19 protein-coding genes and 2 tRNA genes are annotated in these 21114 nt (G+C 31.4%); 20 read left to right on the top strand and 1 reads right to left on the bottom strand.

Annotated elements, in window-relative coordinates; genetic code table 11:
- Positions 1-5: 5 nt before the first annotated feature.
- Entirely contained in the window at positions 6-665 is a 660-nt protein-coding gene (locus tag BSV1_RS03170) for an ankyrin repeat domain-containing protein (RefSeq protein ID WP_083858433.1), read from the bottom strand.
- Between the two features lie 339 nt (positions 666-1004).
- Here BSV1_RS03170 and BSV1_RS03165 point away from each other — a divergent pair, with 339 nt between their 5' ends.
- The 20 genes from BSV1_RS03165 (at position 1005) to BSV1_RS03070 (ending at position 21061) form a co-directional block, all read left to right on the top strand.
- Positions 1005-2036, top strand: coding sequence for a tetratricopeptide repeat protein (locus tag BSV1_RS03165; protein ID WP_008882800.1), 1032 nt, complete (start codon positions 1005-1007; stop codon positions 2034-2036).
- A 13-nt stretch (positions 2037-2049) separates the two neighbouring features.
- On the top strand, positions 2050-2898 hold the full coding sequence (locus BSV1_RS03160; RefSeq protein ID WP_008882837.1) for a hypothetical protein: 849 nt from the start codon (positions 2050-2052) through the stop codon (positions 2896-2898).
- Between the two features lie 73 nt (positions 2899-2971).
- Positions 2972-3044, top strand: a tRNA-Thr gene (locus BSV1_RS03155).
- Positions 3045-3071: 27 nt separating this feature from the next.
- Positions 3072-3251 carry a 50S ribosomal protein L33 gene (rpmG, locus tag BSV1_RS03150; RefSeq protein ID WP_008882830.1) on the top strand — a complete coding sequence of 60 codons (180 nt, stop codon included), beginning with the start codon at positions 3072-3074 and terminating at the stop codon, positions 3249-3251.
- A gap of 8 nt (positions 3252-3259) precedes the next feature.
- A tRNA-Trp gene (locus tag BSV1_RS03145) sits at positions 3260-3332 on the top strand.
- A gap of 27 nt (positions 3333-3359) precedes the next feature.
- The gene (gene secE / locus BSV1_RS03140; RefSeq protein ID WP_002556990.1) at positions 3360-3530 is read left to right on the top strand and encodes a preprotein translocase subunit SecE; all 171 of its coding nucleotides are present in this window, start codon (positions 3360-3362) and stop codon (positions 3528-3530) included.
- A 23-nt stretch (positions 3531-3553) separates the two neighbouring features.
- Positions 3554-4108, top strand: coding sequence for a transcription termination/antitermination protein NusG (gene nusG, locus BSV1_RS03135; protein WP_008882624.1), 555 nt, complete (start codon positions 3554-3556; stop codon positions 4106-4108).
- 51 nt (positions 4109-4159) lie between these two features.
- Positions 4160-4591, top strand: a complete 432-nt coding sequence (gene rplK / locus BSV1_RS03130; RefSeq protein WP_008882701.1) for a 50S ribosomal protein L11 — start codon at positions 4160-4162, stop codon at positions 4589-4591.
- Positions 4591-5271: a 50S ribosomal protein L1 gene (rplA, locus tag BSV1_RS03125; RefSeq protein WP_008882498.1), complete on the top strand. Its 681-nt coding sequence runs from the start codon at positions 4591-4593 to the stop codon at positions 5269-5271. The genes rplK and rplA overlap by 1 nt, the downstream gene beginning before the upstream one ends.
- A gap of 4 nt (positions 5272-5275) precedes the next feature.
- Entirely contained in the window at positions 5276-5764 is a 489-nt protein-coding gene (rplJ, locus tag BSV1_RS03120) for a 50S ribosomal protein L10 (RefSeq protein WP_008882448.1), read from the top strand.
- Positions 5765-5834: 70 nt separating this feature from the next.
- Positions 5835-6209, top strand: coding sequence for a 50S ribosomal protein L7/L12 (rplL, locus tag BSV1_RS03115; protein WP_002556985.1), 375 nt, complete (start codon positions 5835-5837; stop codon positions 6207-6209).
- An 82-nt stretch (positions 6210-6291) separates the two neighbouring features.
- Positions 6292-9759 (top strand): DNA-directed RNA polymerase subunit beta, encoded by a 3468-nt coding sequence (rpoB, locus tag BSV1_RS03110; protein WP_008882611.1) that lies wholly within the window; start codon positions 6292-6294, stop codon positions 9757-9759.
- Positions 9760-9774: 15 nt separating this feature from the next.
- On the top strand, positions 9775-13908 hold the full coding sequence (rpoC, locus tag BSV1_RS03105) for a DNA-directed RNA polymerase subunit beta' (RefSeq protein ID WP_008882760.1): 4134 nt from the start codon (positions 9775-9777) through the stop codon (positions 13906-13908).
- Between the two features lie 67 nt (positions 13909-13975).
- Positions 13976-14350, top strand: coding sequence for a 30S ribosomal protein S12 (gene rpsL, locus BSV1_RS03100; RefSeq protein WP_002656492.1), 375 nt, complete (start codon positions 13976-13978; stop codon positions 14348-14350).
- Positions 14351-14374: 24 nt separating this feature from the next.
- Positions 14375-14848 carry a 30S ribosomal protein S7 gene (gene rpsG, locus BSV1_RS03095; protein ID WP_008882361.1) on the top strand — a complete coding sequence of 158 codons (474 nt, stop codon included), beginning with the start codon at positions 14375-14377 and terminating at the stop codon, positions 14846-14848.
- Between the two features lie 97 nt (positions 14849-14945).
- Positions 14946-15971 carry a nucleoside ABC transporter substrate-binding protein BmpD gene (gene bmpD, locus BSV1_RS03090; protein ID WP_008882752.1) on the top strand — a complete coding sequence of 342 codons (1026 nt, stop codon included), beginning with the start codon at positions 14946-14948 and terminating at the stop codon, positions 15969-15971.
- A 318-nt stretch (positions 15972-16289) separates the two neighbouring features.
- Positions 16290-17351, top strand: a complete 1062-nt coding sequence (gene bmpC, locus BSV1_RS03085) for a nucleoside ABC transporter substrate-binding protein BmpC (RefSeq protein ID WP_008882442.1) — start codon at positions 16290-16292, stop codon at positions 17349-17351.
- Between the two features lie 41 nt (positions 17352-17392).
- Positions 17393-18412, top strand: coding sequence for a nucleoside ABC transporter substrate-binding protein BmpA (bmpA, locus tag BSV1_RS03080; protein WP_008882642.1), 1020 nt, complete (start codon positions 17393-17395; stop codon positions 18410-18412).
- An 86-nt stretch (positions 18413-18498) separates the two neighbouring features.
- Complete coding sequence (bmpB, locus tag BSV1_RS03075) at positions 18499-19524, top strand: nucleoside ABC transporter substrate-binding protein BmpB (RefSeq protein WP_008882707.1); 1026 nt, start codon at positions 18499-18501, stop codon at positions 19522-19524.
- A gap of 112 nt (positions 19525-19636) precedes the next feature.
- Positions 19637-21061 (top strand): MGH1-like glycoside hydrolase domain-containing protein, encoded by a 1425-nt coding sequence (locus BSV1_RS03070; RefSeq protein WP_008882714.1) that lies wholly within the window; start codon positions 19637-19639, stop codon positions 21059-21061.
- Positions 21062-21114 lie beyond the last annotated feature (53 nt).

Below are 21114 nucleotides of genomic sequence, written 5' to 3'. Positions count from 1 at the left end.
ATTTTCTATTTTGCGAAAATTCGAACTATTTCTTTGTTTTTAAGCCTTTTAAGTTCTTTTTTGAAAGTGTCGTCAATGTAAATTTTTTTCTTTTCTAGAGATTTAATTAGTTTTATATTTTCTGTTTCTATTGCGGCTTGCATTGGTGTTTTTCTATTTTTAAGTGTGAAACTTAAATCAGCTCCGCTTTCTTTTAAAAATTCAAATATTTTTTCGTTATTAGTATATATTGCCCAAAATATTGGAGAATAACCAGTATCATCTATTTGATTAAGGCTTATTCCGTAATCTACCAATATTTTTGTGATTTCAAATTCATTGTTTATTATTGAAATTGAAATTGGAGATATTTTATATTTAAAGTTTATTTCTGCTCCAAGATTTAGTGCAATTAAAACTCCCTTTTTATTGTTGAAAAAAACAGATATTATAAAAAGCTCATTTTTAATTTTTGCTAAATTTTGTAAGATTTCTTTGTCGTTTATATTTATTGAATTTATAAATTCATTTAAAGTGTCTTTATCTTTTTGATATTCTTTGCTATTGAAAACATATAAATTTTTTTGCAATTCTTTTACTATTGAAGCACTTGTATTAGTATTTATTGAGTTTAAATTCATTATTGTTTGCAATAACAGTAAAAGCATAATGAATTCTTTTTTCATGTTTTGTGAGTTTTATATTCCTTTAATAAAGTGTTTAATTTTAGGCGATTGCTTTTTAAATAGGTATTAAATTAACATTTATTATAGGTCATTGTAAGATTATTTTTCAACATTTTTGTGGTCATAATTGTCAGGTATGAAATGATTTTTACTATTTTTTAATATTGGAGTTTTATACTAAATTTTAAATTTAGGCTTTAGTTCTGTTGTTTTAATATTTTTAGATTGGCGTTAATGTAAAATGTGGTCATGTTAAGTTAGTATTTATAAAAATTTTGACAACTTTTCAAATTGAGGTGTGCATTTTATTATGTGTAGTTTATATTGTAAAATACTCTTATGAATCTATTGGTCAAAATTGCTAAATTTATTTTGATTTTATTTTTATTTACTTCTTGCAACCAAAAGCAAAGCGAGATTCAAAATCTTACACATCTTTTAAAATCTTCTAATAAAAATAGATTAGATAAATTTCTTATTATTGATAGGGTTGTTAACATATATATTGCAAATAAAAATTATAAAGATGCTTTAGAAATTGTAAATAGTGGAATTATTGATGATGAATCTAGAGAATATTATCCTTTGTATCTTTATTTAATGGGCAATATTTATGATTCCATGGGAGAAGATTTTGTAGCTTTTAGTATTTACAAGCGTGTTGTTGATAATTTCGATGATTATGTTTATGAAAACTATTCAATGAAAACAAGGGTGGCTAAAAAGATTGTCAATTTAAATATTGATTCAATCGATAAAATCAATTATTACAAATTTATATTAAATACGGGGATTGATAATTTAAATAATGAGGAAAAGGGTAATTATTTTTATAATCTTGCGCTAAGCTTGGAAGATGTTCAAGATTATGATGAATCTTATTTTTATTATAAAAAATTTCTTTCAATTCCAAGGGCACATTTAAAAATAGATTCTAGAGACTATTTTAATGTTGTTACAAAAATTAATTACTTTAATAATCCAGAGTTTGTTGTTTATAGAAATTTAGGAGATTTAATTCAGGATGTTAAAAATTTTGTTCTTTCTGGGAATACTTCTAAATTGCTTAATATAAGAGATAAGAATAATTTTTTTATTCAAAGCTGGGATCAAAAGGGCGGAAAGAGCAATTCTATTAATACCAATAGCTTTTTAACCACGATGATTAGGCTTGGAGGGAGAAGAAAAAACGGAATACAATTTGCAAATCATCTTGAGGCGGATTCTAGTGACGATATATCTTATCTTGAGTCAAGGGGCTGGGACCATATTCGTGAATGGTATTTTGTTTTTAAAAGAATTGTTTATCCTAAAGATCCAGAAATTAATAATGGTTGGACTTGGATAGGTGTGTATTTAGGTAAAAAATAATAGGAAGGAGATAATGCATTTTCTTAAGTTTCTTTTTAGTTATTTATTTCTACTTTATTCTAATGTTTCCATAATAAAAGATGAAGCTACTGAAACAAGTGTGCACAGAATAATCGATTGGGATAGGAAGGTTATTTGTTTTGACATTGTTAAGGAAATTAATGAAAATGAATTTAGACCAGTGGGTTTAAATACAGCGTCTAAATTAATAGCAACCATTAATGATTTTAAAGATACGTTAATAAGAGAATCTCTTTTTAAGATAATTATGGATTCTGAAAATACCTTTAAGAATTATTTTGACCTGAATCCCAGCTTGATACTTAATTTTTCAGGGCCTAATAGTATTTTGAAAAGGTCTTATATAAAATATTCAGAAGATTTAAGAAGTCTTACTGTTAGGTATGAGCTTAGTCTTTTTCCCGATTTTATAAATTTATTTTTTTCACATGAAACTCCTTATAAAGCTTTTTATCCATTGGTAAATTCTGATGTTGATAAAACCGATTATACAGGAATTGTGATTTATGTAGGCGAAGTCTACAATAATACTTCTGGTTCTAAAAAATTAGAAGACTCTTTTTTTATCAAAATTTATGATGAAAACATTAGGTCATATTTTGATAAGAGAATGGTTTCTTCAGAGGCTTTGAAAAAATGGGGAATGCTTGAGTATAGCAATGATGTTCTTTATAATAATAAAAATAGGGTTGGACATCGTCCTTTGAAATTAGTTGCCAAAAGTATTTATGGTAAAAATAATACAGATATTATACTTGATGAGTATTCTATTAATAAGTTGTTTTCAAATAGTAACAACATTAAACTTCTGCAAGATGGAAAACTTGTTGTAATAAAGTAAGAAAATTAAATTTAGTACTTGTTTTTTTCTAAACAATCAACTAAGATAATAAAGAGTTTTATAGGGAATTAGTGCCCTTATAGCTCAGTTGGTAGAGCACCACCATGGTAAGGTGGGGGTCGTCGGTTCAAGTCCGATTGAGGGCTTTTATTGGTAGTTAGGAGTTTTGTTATATGGGTAAAAAGAAGGGCAAAGGGGCTGTTGAGCTTATATCTTTGATTTGTGAAGAGACAGGAATTAGAAATTATACCACTGCTAAGAATAGACGTAATAAGCAAGAAAAGTTAGAATTGATGAAATATTGTCCAAAATTACGAAAACACACTCTTCATAAAGAGGGAAAAATAAAATAATAAATAATAGGTCAGTAGTTCCAACGGTAGAACGACAGTCTCCAAAACTGTATGCTGGGGGTTCGAATCCCTCCTGACCTGTTGTTAGAATTAAAGTGAGGCTTTAAAGTGTTTAGGTTTATCAAAGATAGTATCTTGGAGCTTAAGAAGGTAACGTGGCCTAAGTATAATGAAGTTGTTGGAAATGGAAAGCAAGTTTTTTGGCTGGTATTATTTGTTTCAATTTTCTTGGGTATAGTCGATTATCTCATGTTTCTTGTTGTAACTTATGTATTTTAGTTTTGTTATAAGAAGGATAAATTATGTCTAGAGCTTGGTATGTAGTTCAAACTTATTCTCAATATGAGAAAAAGATAGAGCAGGACATAAGGCTTTTAATAAATGAAGGTGTTTTTGGTGGTGTGGTATTAGATGTTAAGGCTCCTGTTGAAAAAGTAGAAGAGATAAGAAATGGCAAGAAAAGAATAAGAGAGAGAAAAATTTGGCCAGGCTATATTCTTATTGAGCTAGATCTTCCAGAAGTAGGCTGGAAAGATATTGTTGCTAATATCATCAAAGTTCAAGGTGTTATTAATTTTGTTGGTGTTAGTAAGGGGCAAAGGCCTATTCCTATTAATGATGAAGAAGTAAAAAGTGTTTTTATGCTTACTGGTGAGATTAAAGCAAATAAATCTATTTTTATGCTTTATGACTTTGAAGAAGGGGAAAGAGTTAGAATTAAGGGTGGACCTTTTGACTCCTTTGAAGGACTTATTAGTTCTATTGATTATGAAAGAAAGAAATTAAAAGTTGCAGTTCAAATTTTTGGAAGATCAACGCCTGTTGAAGTTGATTTCCAACATATAGAAAAGATTTAAAATTTAATACTAATGGGAGCTTTTAAGGCGTTATTACCATAAGGAGATTATATGGCAAAAAAAAAAGCAATTTCTTGGATTAAATTGCAGGTTCCAGCTGCTCAAGCGGCTCCAGGAGCTAAAATAGGGCAAGCGCTTGGACCTCATGGAGTTAGTGGTCCTCAGTTTGTAAAGGAATTTAATGAGAGGACCGCAAAGATGGATCCCGGCATTGTGGTTCCTGTTATTATTACTGTTTATAGTGATAAAAGTTTTTCTTTTATTGTAAAGACTCCCCCAGCTTCGATTTTAATTAAAAAGGCTATTGGGATAGAATTAGGATCTAAAAAATCTAATACAGACAAAGTTGGAACCATATCAAAAGAAAAGTTGATGGAGATAGCAAGAATTAAAATGCCTGATTTAAATGCAAAGTCAGAATCGGCAGCGTTTAAAATTATTGCAGGAAGTGCGCGTTCAATGGGTGTTGAGGTGGAGAAATAATGTCAAAAAAGGGTAAAAAATATATTGAAGCTTTTTCTAAAGTGGATAAGAATAAATTTTATAACATTGAAGATGCAATTTTGCTGTTAAAAGAAATTAAATTTGCCAAATTTGATGAAACTATAGATATATCTATTAACCTTAATTTAAAAAAGAATCATACTGTTAGAGACACTATAGTTTTGCCAAATCAGTTTATGAAGCCAAAAAGAATACTTGTTTTTGCAAAAGGTGATCGAGCAGATGAAGCCAGGGCTTTTGGTGCAACTTATGTTGGCGATGATGATCTTATAAATAAGATTAAAAGCGGTTGGGATGAATTTGATGTTGTTGTTGCAACTCCTGATATGATGAAAGATGTTGGAAGACTTGGTCCTATTTTAGGAAAAAGGGGTTTAATGCCCAATCCAAAGACTCAAACAGTTACAAATAATCTTAAAGATGCAATCAATAGTCTTAAAAGGGGTCGAACAGAATTTAGGGCAAATAAAAATGGTGTAATAAGCTTTTCTTTTGGTAAATCTTCTATGGACAATGAAAAGATAAAAGAAAATTATGAGGAATTTATCAAGGAAGTTGTTAAAAAAAGGCCGAGTGACTTAAAAGGAGCTTTTATAGATAGTATTTATATTTCATCTACTATGGGGCCTTCTATAAAAGTTAATTTTGTTTGGAGGTAACATTATGAGCGCAAAGATAAATTCTAAAAAGTTGGAAATGTTTGATTTATTAAAACAGTTTATAGATAGCAAACAAAATCTTTTTTTCTTAGATTATAGAGGTTTAAATGTAGCTAAGTTGACGGAACTTCGAAATAAAATAGAAGGCGAACATGGAGCATTAAAAGTTGTTAAAAACAATATAATGAAGATGGTTTTAAAAGAAAAGAATATTAATGTTGTTGATTCTTGTTTGGTTGGCCCTACAGTTGTTGTTACTGCATTAGAAGAAGCTAATGTAATAGCAAAAATTTTTTATGATTTTGTAAAAAGTAGTACTTTAAAAGTAAAGGGCGGTTTTGTATTAGGAGAGTTTTATGATGAGGCTAAAGTTCAAGCTTACAGCAAACTTCCTGCCAAAAAAGAGTCTATTTCTTTATTTGCTAGCGTGTTAAAAGCGCCAGTTTCTAAGCTTGCAAGAACATTGAAAGCTTTGGCTGATGTTAAAAATTAACATGGCAGTGTTAGTCTTAATTTTTGAGTGCATGCTATCACTGTGAAATGAAAATATATAAGGAGTTAATATGGCACTAAATAAAGAAGATATTTTAACCTGGCTTGAAGGTGCAAAAACTATGGAAGTTGTTGACCTTGTAACAGCTATTGAGGAAAAGTTTGGAGTAACTGCCGCTGTTGCTGCTGGTGTAGGGGGGGCTGTTTCAGCAGGTTCGGCTGATTCTGAAGAACAAACCGAATTTGATGTAATTCTTATGTCTTTTGGTGATAGCAAAATAAATGTTATAAAAGAAGTGAGAGCTATTACAGGGCTTGGTCTTGGAGAAGCTAAGGCGTTGGTTGAAGCTGCTCCTAAAGCTATTAAAGAAGGTCTTTCTAAGTCAGATGCTGAAGAATTAAAAAAGAAGCTTGAGGCAGTTGGCGCAAAAGTTGAAGTTAAATAAAAAATTAAAAATATATCAAAGTTGTTATTCCGCATGTCGTTATGATGTGCGGCTTGTTATGTCTTAAAAAAGGAGTCTTTTAATGATAAAAAGAGTTCATCTGGGACAAGGAAGAGCTGATGAGATTTTAGACCTACCTAACCTGATAGAAATACAATTAAATTCTTATGAAAAATTTTTACAACTTGATAAATTAAAAAGTAAAAAACCTTTACTTAATGAGGGCCTTGAGTCTGTTTTTAGAAATATATTTCCCATTAAAAGTGGAAATGGTGATGTTGCTCTTGAATATGAAAGATACTATATAGAAAATGATGTCCTTAATTTTACAGAAAAAGAATGTAAAAGAAAGGGGCAAAGTTATGAGGCTGTTTTAAAAGTAAGACTGAATTTGCAATTTTTGACTACTGGGGAAATAAGGCAAAAAGACGTATACATGGGAACTATTCCTTTAATGACAGAAAGAGGCACTTTTATTATTAATGGGGCTGAGAGGGTTGTTGTTTCTCAGATTCACAGATCCCCAGGAGTTGTTTTTTATAAAGAAAAAGATTTGTATTCTGCTAGAATAATTCCTTATCGTGGCTCTTGGTTAGAATTTGAGATTGATTCAAAAAAAGATTATCTTTATGTAAAAATAGATAGAAAAAAAAGAATACTCATAACTCTTTTTTTAAGAGCTTTGGGGTTTGATACGAGAGAAAAAATAATAGAAACTTTTTACAACATTAAAAAAATTAAAGTTGAAGACGGTACAAAAAGAGATCTTCCAGGGCAATATTTAGCTAAGAGTATTAACATAAGAGAGAATATGTATTATCGAGCAGGAGATAAAATTACTCTGCAAGATGTTGAAGATTTTTTACAAAATGGAGTAAATGAAATAGAGCTTGTTGATTTTGATGGTTATGATGATATTTCTGGAAAGCGCTTTGTAAGTTCGAATGTTATTCTAAATTGTCTTGAAAAAGAGGATGCTTTTTTTGCTTTAAAGGATGGCTCTAAAGAGCTTCCAAAAGAATCAGTTATGCTGGCTGTTTATGGATCTCTTTTTCCTGGTGAGCCAATATCAATTGATAATGCTGAAAACGATTTAAAAACCATATTCTTTTCTGAAAGAAGATATGATCTTGGACGTGTGGGGCGCTATAAACTTTCTAAAAAATTTGGATTTGATGATTTAACCACATCGGTTTTAACTATGGATGATATTGTTAACACCATATCTCATCTTTTAAGAATATATGAAGGTCATGATATTCTTGATGATATTGACCATTTAGGAAATAGAAGGGTTCGTTCTGTTGGCGAGCTTCTTATTAATATATATAAAGGCGCGATGTCAAGAGTTGAAAAAATTGCTAAAGATAGAATGTCTAACAAAGAAGTTTTTAATCTAAAGCCTCAAGAATTAATAAGCGTTAAACCTATTGTATCTGCTGTTAAAGAATTTTTTGCAACCAGCCAGCTTTCACAGTTTATGGATCAGGTCAACCCTTTGGCTGAGCTTACTCACAAAAGGCGTCTTAATGCTCTTGGACCAGGAGGACTTTCAAGGGATAGGGCAGGATTTGAAGTAAGAGACGTGCATTATACTCATTATGGTAGAATGTGTCCTATTGAAACTCCTGAAGGGCCAAATATTGGACTTATTGTTTCTTTGGCTACTTATTCTAGAGTTAATGATTATGGTTTTTTAGAAACTCCTTATAGGAAAGTTGTTAATGGAGAGGTGACTGACCAATTAGAATATTTATCTGCTATTGACGAAGAGAAAAAGTGCATTGCTCAGGCCAATGCTGCTTTTAATTCTAATGGAAAGTATCTTGAAGATTTAGTTTCTGTTAGAATTTCTGGTGATTATACTACAACAAGTCCCACAAATATAGACTATATGGACGTTTCTCCTAGGCAGCTAATTTCAGTATCTTCGGCGTTAATTCCTTTTCTTGAGCACAATGATGCAAATCGAGCTCTTATGGGTTCTAATATGCAAAGACAAGCAGTACCTTTGCTTTTCCCTAAGCCTCCTATTGTTGGTACGGGTATGGAAAGCGTTGTTGCAAAGGATTCAGGAGTAGTTGTTAAAGCTAAAAGAAGTGGGGAAGTTGTTCTTGCAACAAGTAGTAAGATAGTTGTTAAACCTTTTGAGGCAGAGAATGTTAAAGATTTAGATGAATATCATATTGTTAAGTATGAAAGGACAAATCAAGATACTTGTTTTAATCAATCCGTTTTAGTTAAAGAGGGTCAAAAAGTTGAAAGGGGCGAGATAATAGCTGACGGTCCTGCTACTAGATATGGAGAACTTGCTCTTGGTAATAATTTATTGCTAGGAGTTATTCCTTGGAATGGATTTAATTATGAGGATGCTATATTAATTTCTGATAGAATTGTAAAGGAAGATCTTTATACATCTATTCATATCAAAGAATTTAGCATAGAGGTAAGAGAAACTAAACTTGGTCCTGAGAAAGTTACAGGAGATATACCTAATGTTAGCGAAAAGATACTAAATAAATTGGATGAAAATGGGATTATACGGATAGGAACTTATGTAAAGCCTGGTGATATTCTGGTTGGTAAAGTTACTCCAAAGTCAGAAGGAGATATTACTCCTGAATTTAGGCTGTTAACTTCCATTTTTGGAGAAAAAGCAAAAGATGTTAAAAATAATTCATTAAAAGTTCCTCATGGTACTGAAGGTACAGTTATTGATGTTCAAAGGATTACTAAAGAGGATGTTGGCAATCTTTCTCCTGGAGTTGAGGAGATACTTAAAGTTTATGTTGCCAAAAAAAGGAAGCTTAAAGAGGGCGACAAAATGGCTGGACGACATGGCAATAAGGGTGTTGTTGCAAAGATTCTTCCTGTTGAAGATATGCCTTATCTTGCAGATGGAACTCCTCTTGATATATGCTTAAATCCTTTGGGAGTTCCATCTAGAATGAATATCGGACAGTTAATGGAATCTCAATTGGGTCTTGCTGGTAAATATCTTGGCGAATCTTATAATGTTCCTGTTTTTGAATCTGCTACAAATGAACAAATTCAGGAAAAATTAAAAACAGCTGGATTTAATCCAACTTCTAAAGAAATTTTATATGATGGTTATACAGGAGAGCCGTTCGAAAATGAAGTAATGGTTGGGGTGATTTACATGCTTAAACTACACCACCTTGTTGATGATAAAATGCACGCAAGATCAACAGGCCCATATTCTCTTGTTTCTCAGCAACCTCTTGGAGGAAAAGCTCAATTTGGTGGGCAAAGACTTGGAGAAATGGAGGTTTGGGCTCTTGAAGCTTATGGCGCGGCGCACACTCTTCAAGAACTTTTAACAGTTAAATCTGATGATATGTCAGGCAGAGTCAAAATATATGAAAATATAGTAAAAGGCGTTCCTACTAATGTATCAGGGATCCCCGAGTCTTTTAATGTGCTAATGCAAGAGCTTAGAGGGCTTGGACTTGATTTGTCAATTTATGATGATGCTGGGAATCAGGTTCCTTTGACAGAAAAAGAAGAAGAATTGATTAATAAAAGCTAGGTTTTTGGAGTTTTTATGAAAGAGATAAAAGATTTTGAAAGAATAAAAATTAAAATAGCGTCTCCCGACCAAATTAGAAATTGGTCTTATGGAGAGGTTAAAAAGTCCGAGACTATTAATTATAGAACTTTAAGACCCGAAAAAGATGGGCTTTTTTGTGAAAGGATTTTTGGTACTACAAAGGAATGGGAATGTTATTGTGGTAAATTTAAATCGATCAGATATAAAGGTATTATTTGTGATCGTTGTAATGTAGAGGTTACCCATTTTAAGGTTAGACGTGAAAGAATGGGGCATATTGAGCTAGCAGCCCCAGTTGCTCATATTTGGTATTACAAATATATACCCTCTAGGATTGGGCTTTTACTTGATATTACGGCATCTAGTTTGAATTCTATTCTTTATTATGAAAAATATGTAGTAATTGAACCGGGCGATACTGATCTTAAAAAAATGCAGCTTTTAAATGAAGATGAGTACATAGAAGCTAGAGAGCGATATGGTATGTCTTTTAATGCTTCAATGGGAGCTGAGGCTATTAAAACTCTTCTTGAAAATCTTGATCTTGATGAGCTTTCGTCTAAGCTTAGAATTCAAATGATAGATAAAGATGATAAAACCGATAAGAAACTCTTAAGACGTCTTGAAATTATTGAGAATTTTAAAATTTCTGGCAATAAGCCAGAATGGATGATTATGGAAGTTCTTCCTGTTATTCCTCCAGAGATTAGGCCAATGGTTCAGCTTGATGGGGGGCGCTTTGCAACATCTGATCTTAATGATCTTTATAGAAGAGTCATAAATAGAAATAATCGTTTAAGGAAGTTGCTTCTTCTTAATGCGCCAGAGATTATTGTGAGAAACGAAAAAAGAATGCTTCAAGAATCAGTAGACTCTCTTTTTGACAATTCTCATAAAAGAAAGGTTGTCAAGGGTTCGTCTAGTAGGCCTCTCAAGTCGCTTTCCGATGCATTAAAAGGTAAGCAGGGAAGGTTTAGACAAAATCTTCTTGGTAAAAGAGTAGATTATTCTGGTCGTTCTGTTATTGTTGTTGGACCTGAGCTTAAGCTACATCAATGTGGATTGCCTGCAAAAATGGCCCTTGAGCTTTTTAAGCCTTTTGTGATAAGGAGATTGATTGGGAGTGAAGCTGTTTTTAATATCAAAAGGGCAAAGAATTTAATAGAGCAAGAAGTAGATGAGGTGTGGCAAATTTTAGATATTGTTATTAAAGAGCATCCCATTCTTTTAAATAGGGCGCCCACTCTTCATAGACTTGGAATTCAAGCTTTTGAACCTGTGTTAGTTGAGGGTAAGGCAATAAAATTACATCCTCTTGTTTGTCATGCATACAATGCCGATTTTGATGGTGATCAAATGGCAGTACATGTGCCTCTTACTCCGGCAGCACAAGCTGAAAGTTGGGCTTTAATGCTTTCAACAAATAATCTTTTAAATCCTGCCAATGGGCATCCTATTGTTTTTCCATCCCAAGATATTGTTTTGGGCCTATATTATTTAACTATGGAAAAAAAGAATGTTGTTGGAGAGGGTAAAAAGTTTTTAAACTTTAGCAATGTTATTCTTGCTATAAATAATAGGAGTCTGGATTACAATGCTTCTATTTATGTAAAAATTGATGGTGAGTACAAAAAAACTACAGCTGGTAGGGTTATATTTAATGAGGCTTTGCCCAAGGGAATTGAATTTGTAAATAAAACTCTTAGTGATTTGGAGCTACAAATTTTAATATCAAAGGTTTATGTAGTTCATGGTTCTTCTACCGTAATTGAAATGCTTGACATCATCAAGGAGCTTGGTTTTAGGTATGCCACTAAGTTTGGATGCACAATTAGTATGAGCGATATTATTGTTCCTGATGAAAAAAAAACTTATGTAGAAAGGGCTAATAAAGAAATCGCCAAGATTCAAAATGATTATGCCAAAGGTGTTATTACTGGCGAAGAGCGTTATAACAATGTAGTTTCTGTTTGGTTAAAGACTAATGAAGAACTTACTAATAAGATGATGGAAATTTTAAAGAAAGATAGAGATGGATTTAATGTTATATATATGATGGCAGATTCTGGTGCTAGGGGTAGTAGAAATCAAATAAGACAACTTGCTGGCATGAGAGGATTGATGGCAAAAACTTCTGGGGATATTATTGAGCTTCCAATTATTTCTAACTTTAAAGAAGGTCTTTCTGTGATAGAGTTTTTTATATCTACAAATGGAGCAAGAAAAGGTCTAGCAGATACTGCTCTTAAGACTGCTGATGCTGGATATTTAACTCGAAGATTAGTAGACATTGCTCAAGATGTTGTTGTTCGAATAGAGGATTGTGGAACTATAAACGGAATAAAAGTTGAGACTGTAAAAAATGGTGAAGAAATATTAGAATCTTTAAAAGAAAAAGCTGTTGGGAGTTATTCTATTGAAAGAATAAAGAATCCAATTACTGGTGAGATTGTTTTAGATGCAAATGAAGAAATCTCAGAAGCCAAAATAGAATTATTAGAAAAAATTGGTATTGAAAAACTTGTGATTAGATCTGTTTTAACGTGTGAAGCTGAGCATGGCGTTTGTCAAAAATGTTATGGTAGAGACTTTTCTAAGAACAAACCTGTTAACATTGGGGAGGCTGTGGGAATAATTGCTGCCCAGTCCATAGGTCAACCGGGTACTCAATTAACCATGAGAACTTTTCATATTGGTGGAGTTGCTCAGGCTGGCAGCGAGGATGATAAAATATCTTTAAAGAATGCCTTCATACTCAATGGCATAGAAGGTTTTAATGTTAGAGTTGATAATGGAATTCTTTTCACAAGAAAAGGAACTTTAAAAATAATCAATGTTTTTTATGAGGAAAAAATTAAGAACATAAAAGAGATTAAAGTTTTAGATTCTCAAAGAGTAATAAAAGGAATTCCTTTGTTTATTGATAAAAAGGGCGCAGAGATTCTCTCTTCTTACATTGGTTATGTTAAATTAAGAGACGATAATTTTTTCATAGTGTCAGAAGAGCAAGAAGTTTCCTTGAAAGCGGGTACAAAGCTTGAAATAGAGGTTGGTGATTATGTTGAATCAGGCAAGGTTATTGGTACATTTGATCCATTCGCAGAGCCTATTATTGCAGAGGTTAAGGGTAAAATTAAATTTAAGGATATTATTTTAGGAACCACTCTTAAAGAGGAAATAAATACTGAAACAGGGAATGTTGAAAAAAGAATTACAGATAATGTTTTTGAATCTCTTGATCCTAGAATTTTTATTATTGATAGTAGTGGTATGGAGGTTGCATCTTATGTATTACCAGGCGATGCTTATCTTCAAGTTGAAGATGGCCAGAGTATTAACATAGGAGATGTTATTGCTAAACTTTCTAAAGGTTCTGAAAAAACACAAGATATTACAGGGGGATTGCCCCGTGTTAATGATCTTTTTGAAACAAGAATTCCCAAGAATTTAACTGAAATGGCTAAAGTAAGCGGAATTGTTCAATTTAAATCAATTCAAAAAGGTAAAAGGCTTATTAATATTTTAGATGAGTATGGGGTTGAACATAAGCATTATATTCCAGCCGGAAAACATCTTTTGGTTAGAGATGGAGATGTTGTAAAAGCAGGGGATATGCTTTGTGATGGTAGAATTAATCCTCATGATGTGCTTGAAATTTTAGGTGGGATTAGTTTACAAGAATTTCTGTTGGCAGAAATTCAGGATGTTTATCGAAAACAGGGTGTTAGCATTAATGACAAACATATTGGTGTGATAATCAAGCAAATGATGAAAAAAGTTAAGATTGTTGCAGTTGGTGATACTAATTTTGTTTATGGTCAAAAGGTAGATAAGCACACTTTTTATGAGCAAAATAGAAAAGTAATCGAACAGGGCGGTGAGCCAGCAATAGCAAGTCCAATTCTTATAGGAGTAACTAAAACGTCTCTTAATATAGATTCTTTTATTTCCGCAGCTTCTTTCCAGGAAACAACAAAAGTATTAACAGATGCTTCTATTGCTGGAAAAATAGATGATCTTAGGGGATTAAAAGAAAATGTTGTAATTGGACATTTAATTCCTACTGGAACTGGTATGGGTCTTTATAAAAAAATTAAAGTTAGTGAAAATATCGATTCTGAAGTTTAACTTGAAAATAAGTGATATATTTGCTACCATTTTATTAATAGTTTCAAGAAAAGGAGAGCGTTGATAAATGCCTACAATTAATCAGTTAATTAGAAAGCCTAGAAAAAGTCAAACGGAGAAGACCGCATCTCCTGCGCTTCAAAATTGTCCTCAAAGAAGAGGAATTTGTACGCGTGTAATGACTGTAACTCCCAAAAAGCCTAATTCAGCTTTAAGAAAAGTAGCGCGTGTTAGACTTTCAAATGGATTTGAAGTAACAGCATATATTCCAGGAATTGGACACAATTTACAAGAACACTCTGTGGTTCTAATTAGAGGTGGTCGAGTTAAGGATTTGCCTGGAGTAAGGTATCATATTGTTAGAGGAGCTAAGGATACCCTTGGTGTTAATAATAGGAAAAAGGGTAGATCTAAGTATGGAACAAAAAAGCCTAAAGCTTAATTGAAAGGTGGGTTAATATTAAATATGTCAAGAAAAAATAAAAAAATCAAAAAGAAAGTTTTTGTTGATATCAGGTATAATTCTAGAATTGTTGCAAAGTTTGCAAATAGAATGATGTATGATGGGAAAAAATCAATAAGTGAAAGTATACTTTATAGTTCAATTGATTTACTTGCCGATAAGCTTGAAGAAAGCGACAAGATGGCTGTTTTTTATAAAGCCTTAGATAATATTAAGCCATTGGTAGAAGTAAGAAGTAGACGAGTGGGTGGTGCTACATATCAAGTTCCTGTTGAAGTTAGAGAAGAGAGAAGAGAAGCTTTGGCTATGAAATGGATTATTTTTGCTGCTAGAAAGTCTAGCGGTAGGTCTATGAAAGAAAAGTTGTCAAACGAACTTTTAAATGCATATAATTCTACTGGAGCTGCTTTCAAGAAGAAAGAAGATACTCATAGAATGGCTGAAGCAAATAAAGCTTTTACTCATTATAGATGGTAAAAAGACACCTTAAAAAGGTGTCTTTTTTTGTTTATATGTCGTGTATTATGAGAACTATTTTTTATATTTTTTTATTAAAAGCAAGGAGGATATTTTTGTGTTAAAAAAAGTTTATTATTTTTTAATTTTTTTATTTATTGTTGCTTGTTCTAGTTCTGATGATGGTAAGTCGGGGGCAAAAACAGTTTCGCTTATAGTTGATGGCGCTTTTGATGATAAAGGATTTAATGAAAGTTCTTCTAAGGCGATAAGAAAATTAAAGGCAGATTTAAATATAAATATAATTGAAAAAGCATCTACAGGTAATTCTTATTTAGGAGATATTGCAAACTTAGAAGATGGTAATTCAAATTTGATTTGGGGGGTTGGATTTAGATTATCAGACATTCTTTTTCAAAGAGCTAGCGAGAATGTTTCTGTTAATTATGCAATCATAGAAGGAGTTTATGATGAAATTCAAATACCCAAAAATCTTCTTAATATTAGTTTTAGATCCGAAGAGGTGGCTTTTTTAGCAGGATACTTTGCGTCAAAGGCTTCTAAAACGGGTAAGATTGGATTTGTTGGAGGGGTGAGGGGAAAAGTTTTAGAATCTTTTATGTACGGATATGAAGCTGGTGCTAAGTATGCAAACTCTAATATTAAAGTGGTCTCTCAATACGTTGGTACATTTGGAGATTTTGGACTTGGTCGTTCAACGGCATCTAATATGTATCGAGATGGGGTTGATATCATATTTGCAGCTGCAGGGCTTTCTGGTATAGGGGTAATTGAGGCCGCAAAAGAGTTGGGGCCCGATCATTATATTATTGGAGTCGATCAGGATCAATCATATCTTGCTCCTAATAATGTTATTGTTTCTGCTGTAAAGAAAGTTGATTCATTGATGTATAGTTTAACAAAAAAGTATTTAGAAACTGGAGTTTTGGATGGTGGCAAGACTATGTTTTTAGGGCTTAAAGAAGATGGTCTTGGTTTAGTTTTAAATGAAAACTTAAAATCAAATTATTCTGAGATTTATAACAAATCATTGAAAATTGGGCAAAGTATAATTAATGGTATAATAAAAGCACCTTATGATAAGGCATCTTATGATAACTTTGTTTTGCAAATGGGAAATTAATTTGATTTTTATTGAGCTGATTTGTGAAAAATCTTTTTAATTCTTTAAAGATATTTTAAAGGGTTTTTTAATTGTTGTAAGTTTTGAATTTAAATTAATCTTGCAAAAGGGTTTAAATTTGGATATTATGGTGATGTAGGAAAAATTATTTTTCCTACTACTGTGTTTTATTAATGCTAGAAGTATTTTTTTAAAAGGGATTATTAAAATTTTATTTTATAAATAAAGAATACTACTTGTTAGTAAAATAAAGTTAATATTTTGATTTTTAAAAAATTTAGAATTTTTTAAATAAATTTTGCAAGGAGAGGATTAATTTTGTTTAAAAGGTTTATTTTTATTACTTTATCTTTATTGGTATTTGCTTGTTTTAAATCTAATAAAAAGTCTATTAAATCTGACAGAGTTGTTGTAGGTGTTTTGGCTCATGGTAGCTTTTATGATAAAGGCTATAATCAAAGCGTTCATGATGGTGTTGTAAAACTTAGGGATAATTTTGGAATAAAGCTTATAACTAAATCTTTAAGACCCTATCCTATTGAGGGTAAAAGACTTCTTACTGTTGATGAGGCAATGGCTGAGGATGCTTATGAGGTTCAAAAAAATCCTTTAAATCTTTTTTGGTTGATTGGATACCAATTTTCTGACTTGTCAGTTAAGCTTTCCTATGAACGTCCAGATATTTATTATGGTATTATAGATGCTTTTGATTATGGTGATATTCAAGTTCCCAAGAATTCCTTGGCTATTAAGTTTAGAAATGAAGAGGTTGCATTTTTGGCTGGGTATATTGCTGCTAAGATGAGCAGAAAAGAAAGGATTGGATTTTTAACAGGTCCTATGAGTGAGCATTTAAAAGATTTTAAGTTTGGTTTTAAGGCTGGAATTTTTTATGCTAATCCTAAATTAAGATTAGTTTCAAAAAAAGCACCTTCTCTTTTTGATAAGGAGAAAGGCAAAGCAATGGCTCTATTCATGTATAAAGAAGATAAAGTAGGCGTTATTTTTCCAATAGCCGGTATAACTGGTCTTGGAGTTTATGACGCTGCTAAGGAGCTTGGACCTAAATATTATGTTATCGGTTTAAATCAAGATCAATCATATATTGCACCTCAAAATGTTATTACTTCAATAATTAAGGATATTGGTAAGGTTATTTATTCTATTTCATCAGAGTATATTAATAATGGAGTTTTTAAGGGTGGAATTGTTATTGATCGGGGGCTAAAGGAAGGAGTAATAGAAATTGTTAAGGATCCTGATGTTTTAAATAATAGGTTAGTTGATGAAGTTATTGATCTAGAAAATAAAATAATAAGTGGAGAAATTATTGTTCCTGATAGTGAATATGCATTTGATTTATTTAAATCAAAGTTATAAACTACTTAGGTATAGCTTTATTTGTAAAGGGGGAATAGTTTATGAATAAAATATTGTTGTTGATCTTGCTTGAGAGTATTATTTTTTTATCTTGTAGTGGTAAAGGTAGTCTTGGGAGCGAAATTCCTAAGGTGTCTTTAATAATTGATGGAACTTTTGATGATAAATCTTTTAATGAGAGTGCTTTAAATGGCGTAAAAAAAGTTAAAGAAGAATTTAAGATTGATCTTGTTTTAAAAGAATCCTCATCAAATTCTTATTTATCTGATCTTGAAGGGCTTAAGGATGCGGGTTCAAATTTAATTTGGCTTATTGGGTATAGATTTAGCGATGTGGCCAAAGCAGCTTCTCTTCAAAATTCCGGTATGAAATATGCAATTATTGATCCTGTTTATTCTAACGATCCTATTCCTGCAAATTTGGTGGGCATGACCTTTAGAGCTCAAGAGGGCGCATTTTTAACGGGTTATATTGCTGCAAAACTTTCTAAAACAGGTAAAATTGGATTTTTAGGGGGAATAGAAGGCGAGATAGTAGATGCTTTCAGGTATGGGTATGAGGCTGGTGCTAAGTATGCTAATAAAGATATAAAGATATCTACTCAGTATATTGGTAGTTTTGCTGACATTGAAGCTGGTAGAAGCGTTGCAACTAGAATGTATTCTGATGAGATAGATATTATTCATCATGCTGCAGGCCTTGGAGGAATTGGGGCTATTGAGGTTGCAAAAGAACTTGGTTCTGGGCATTACATTATTGGAGTTGATGAAGATCAATCATATCTTGCTCCTGACAATTTAATAACATCTACAACTAAAGATGTTGGTAGAGCTTTAAATATTTTTACATCTAACTATTTAAAAACTAATACTTTCGAAGGTGGCAAATTAATAAATTATGGCCTTAAAGAAGGAGTTGTGGGGTTTGTAAGAAATCCTAAAATGATTCCCTTTGAACTTGAAAAAGAAATTGACAATCTTTCTAGCAAAATAATCAACAAAGAAATTATTGTTCCATCTAATAAAGAAAGTTATGAGAAGTTTCTTAAAGAATTTATTTAAATAAAGAATCAATTTATATATTTTATTTTTAAGTATAGAAAACACATTGGTTTTGTTTGAATAATGGAAATGGAGAAGTGCTTTATATGAGAATTGTAATTTTTATATTCGGTATTTTGTTGACTTCTTGCTTTAGTAAAAATGGAATAGAATCTAGTTCAAAAAAAATTAAGATATCTATGTTGGTAGATGGTGTTCTTGATGACAAATCTTTTAATTCTAGTGCTAATGAGGCTTTATTACGCTTGAAAAAAGATTTTTCAGAAAACATTGAAAAAGTTTTTTCTTGTGCTATTTCTGGAGTTTATTCTAGTTATGTTTCAGATCTTGATAATTTAAAAAGGAATGGCTCAGACTTGATTTGGCTTGTAGGGTACATGCTTACGGACGCATCTTTATTGGTTTCATCGGAGAATCCAAAAATTAGCTATGGAATAATAGATCCTATTTATGGTGATGATGTTCAGATTCCTAAAAATTTGATTGCTGTTGTTTTCAGAGTAGAGCAAGGTGCTTTTTTAGCTGGCTATATTGCAGCTAAAAAAAGCTTTTCTGGCAAAATAGGTTTTATAGGGGGAGTGAAGGGCAATATAGTAGATGCATTTCGCTATGGTTATGAAGCTGGAGCAAAGTATGCTAATAAAGATATAGAGATTATAAGTGAATATTCCAATTCTTTTTCCGATGTTGATATTGGTAGAGCCATAGCTAGTAAAATGTATTCTAAAGGGATAGATGTAATTCATTTTGCAGCTGGTTTAGCAGGAATTGGTGTTATTGAGGCAGCAAAAAATCTTGGCGATGGTTACTATGTTATTGGAGCCGATCAGGATCAATCATATCTTGCTCCTAAAAATTTTATTACTTCTGTTATAAAAAACATTGGAGACGCATTGTATTTGATTACTAGCGAATATATTAAAAATAATAATGTTTGGGAAGGTGGAAAAGTTGTTCAAATGGGATTAAGAGATGGTGTTATTGGGTTGCCTAATGCGAATGAATTTGAATACATAAAAGTTCTTGAGAGAAAAATAATCAATAAAGAGATCATTGTTCCTTGCAATCAGGAGGAATATGAAATTTTTATAAAACAAATATTAAAGTTATAAACTTTTGAAATAGAAAGATTTTAATTTTCCAGTTTTTAATTTTTTAATTATGTTATATTTATTGTGTTATAATAAATAGAAGTACATTTCTGTTGTTTTAGAGGATTTAGCATTGAATAAAAAAATGTTTCCCAAAATTTACTATTATGATCAAGACTTTATTGATATTTATAATAAAAGTTTATCTTGGATTCAAGATAAGGTGATTTTGCAAAAAGTTGCTGATAGGGGTAAAAAAGATAAAAATTATTATTCGGAAAATTGTGATTATATAGATCAGATGCAAGCTTGTATGTCAAGCTTTTTTCTTGTCTATAGTAATGGGGAATATTCATCTACATCTGCAATTGATAAATTTTATCAATTGCAGGAAGAATCTGGTGCAATCAGGGCTAGATATGACAACAACAATGCTATTATTGATCTTGATGAGAATGAAGAAAATATTGGATTTCCTATTTTTGCATGGGCTGAATATAACTTATATCATAAGACAGGAAATAAAAAGAGAATTTCTGAAGTTTTACCAATTCTTGATAAGTATTATAAATGGATAGAGAGCAAATTTTTAAAGGAAAATGGCCTTTATTCGATTGATGTAAATAAAATTTTTTATAAGAACTCCCCAAGAGTAGATGCATACTATCCTATAGATTTTAATTCATTGCAAGTTCATAGTGCATATTGTATTTCTAAATTGGCAGACATTTTAAATGATAAAAATTTATCGCTTGAATACAAAAAACGATTTTTTTCCCTTAAGGTCAAAATTAATTCTTTAATGTGGAGCGAAAAAGATGGATTTTATTATGATCTTGATGTTAATGAAAATATTCTTGAAATTAAGACAATAGTAGGGTTTTTCCCAATGCTTTCTGAGATTCCCAGTGAGGACAGAATAGAAAGAATGATTTTTTATTTAAAAAGCACTAATCATTTTGGGACTCCAAATCCTTTTCCAACACTTTCTGTTAGTGAGCCAGGTTTTAGTGAGGATGGCAATGGATATTATGGTTCAGTTTATACTTATATGAATTTTTTTGTAATCAAAGGTCTTGAATATTGTGGTCGTGCAAATATTGCAAGAGAATTTACTATAAGACATTTGTATTATATATTAGACACTTTAATGCCTTTTAATAAAATTAAAGGGCACATTTGGGAAGCTTATAGACCTATGCAAGAAGGACCTGCATATTTTGATTCTAATAAAAAAACTTATACTGAGAAAGGTCTTATTTGTTATCTTGCACTTTTTAGTATTAGCTTAATGATAGAAAATATTATTGGGCTTACAATTAGTTTGCCTGATAAAACTGTATATTGGAACATACCCACTCTTGAAATTATGGGGATAGAATGCTTATCTCTTAAAAAGAATCAAACTACAATAATTTGCAATAAAGGGAAAAGAGGTTGGGAAATAAAAATGGAATCTGAAAAACTTTATTATTTTACAATAAATATATTAAATAAAAAAGAAAAAACCCTTCCTATTCCTTCAGGAAGATGTTCTATGTTATTGGATAAGCTTTGATGAATTAGATTCATTAAATGTCTTGTAAAATTTAAATTTTTGGAGGCCTTTTA

Source organism: [Borrelia] finlandensis (assembly GCF_000181875.2).
Taxonomy (GTDB): Bacteria; Spirochaetota; Spirochaetia; order Borreliales; family Borreliaceae; genus Borreliella; species Borreliella finlandensis.
The sequence above is the reverse complement of the archived record's forward strand: the minus strand, read 5'-3'. Positions and strand labels throughout refer to the sequence as shown.

Coding starts and splice junctions, on each gene's coding strand:
- BSV1_RS03170 (WP_083858433.1), bottom strand. CDS start 665: ATGAAAAAAGAATTCATTATGCTTTTACTGTTATTGCAAACAATAATG.
- BSV1_RS03165 (WP_008882800.1), top strand. CDS start 1,005: ATGAATCTATTGGTCAAAATTGCTAAATTTATTTTGATTTTATTTTTA.
- BSV1_RS03160 (WP_008882837.1), top strand. CDS start 2,050: ATGCATTTTCTTAAGTTTCTTTTTAGTTATTTATTTCTACTTTATTCT.
- rpmG (WP_008882830.1), top strand. CDS start 3,072: ATGGGTAAAAAGAAGGGCAAAGGGGCTGTTGAGCTTATATCTTTGATT.
- nusG (WP_008882624.1), top strand. CDS start 3,554: ATGTCTAGAGCTTGGTATGTAGTTCAAACTTATTCTCAATATGAGAAA.
- rplK (WP_008882701.1), top strand. CDS start 4,160: ATGGCAAAAAAAAAAGCAATTTCTTGGATTAAATTGCAGGTTCCAGCT.
- rplA (WP_008882498.1), top strand. CDS start 4,591: ATGTCAAAAAAGGGTAAAAAATATATTGAAGCTTTTTCTAAAGTGGAT.
- rplJ (WP_008882448.1), top strand. CDS start 5,276: ATGAGCGCAAAGATAAATTCTAAAAAGTTGGAAATGTTTGATTTATTA.
- rplL (WP_002556985.1), top strand. CDS start 5,835: ATGGCACTAAATAAAGAAGATATTTTAACCTGGCTTGAAGGTGCAAAA.
- rpoB (WP_008882611.1), top strand. CDS start 6,292: ATGATAAAAAGAGTTCATCTGGGACAAGGAAGAGCTGATGAGATTTTA.
- rpoC (WP_008882760.1), top strand. CDS start 9,775: ATGAAAGAGATAAAAGATTTTGAAAGAATAAAAATTAAAATAGCGTCT.
- rpsL (WP_002656492.1), top strand. CDS start 13,976: ATGCCTACAATTAATCAGTTAATTAGAAAGCCTAGAAAAAGTCAAACG.
- rpsG (WP_008882361.1), top strand. CDS start 14,375: ATGTCAAGAAAAAATAAAAAAATCAAAAAGAAAGTTTTTGTTGATATC.
- bmpA (WP_008882642.1), top strand. CDS start 17,393: ATGAATAAAATATTGTTGTTGATCTTGCTTGAGAGTATTATTTTTTTA.
- bmpB (WP_008882707.1), top strand. CDS start 18,499: ATGAGAATTGTAATTTTTATATTCGGTATTTTGTTGACTTCTTGCTTT.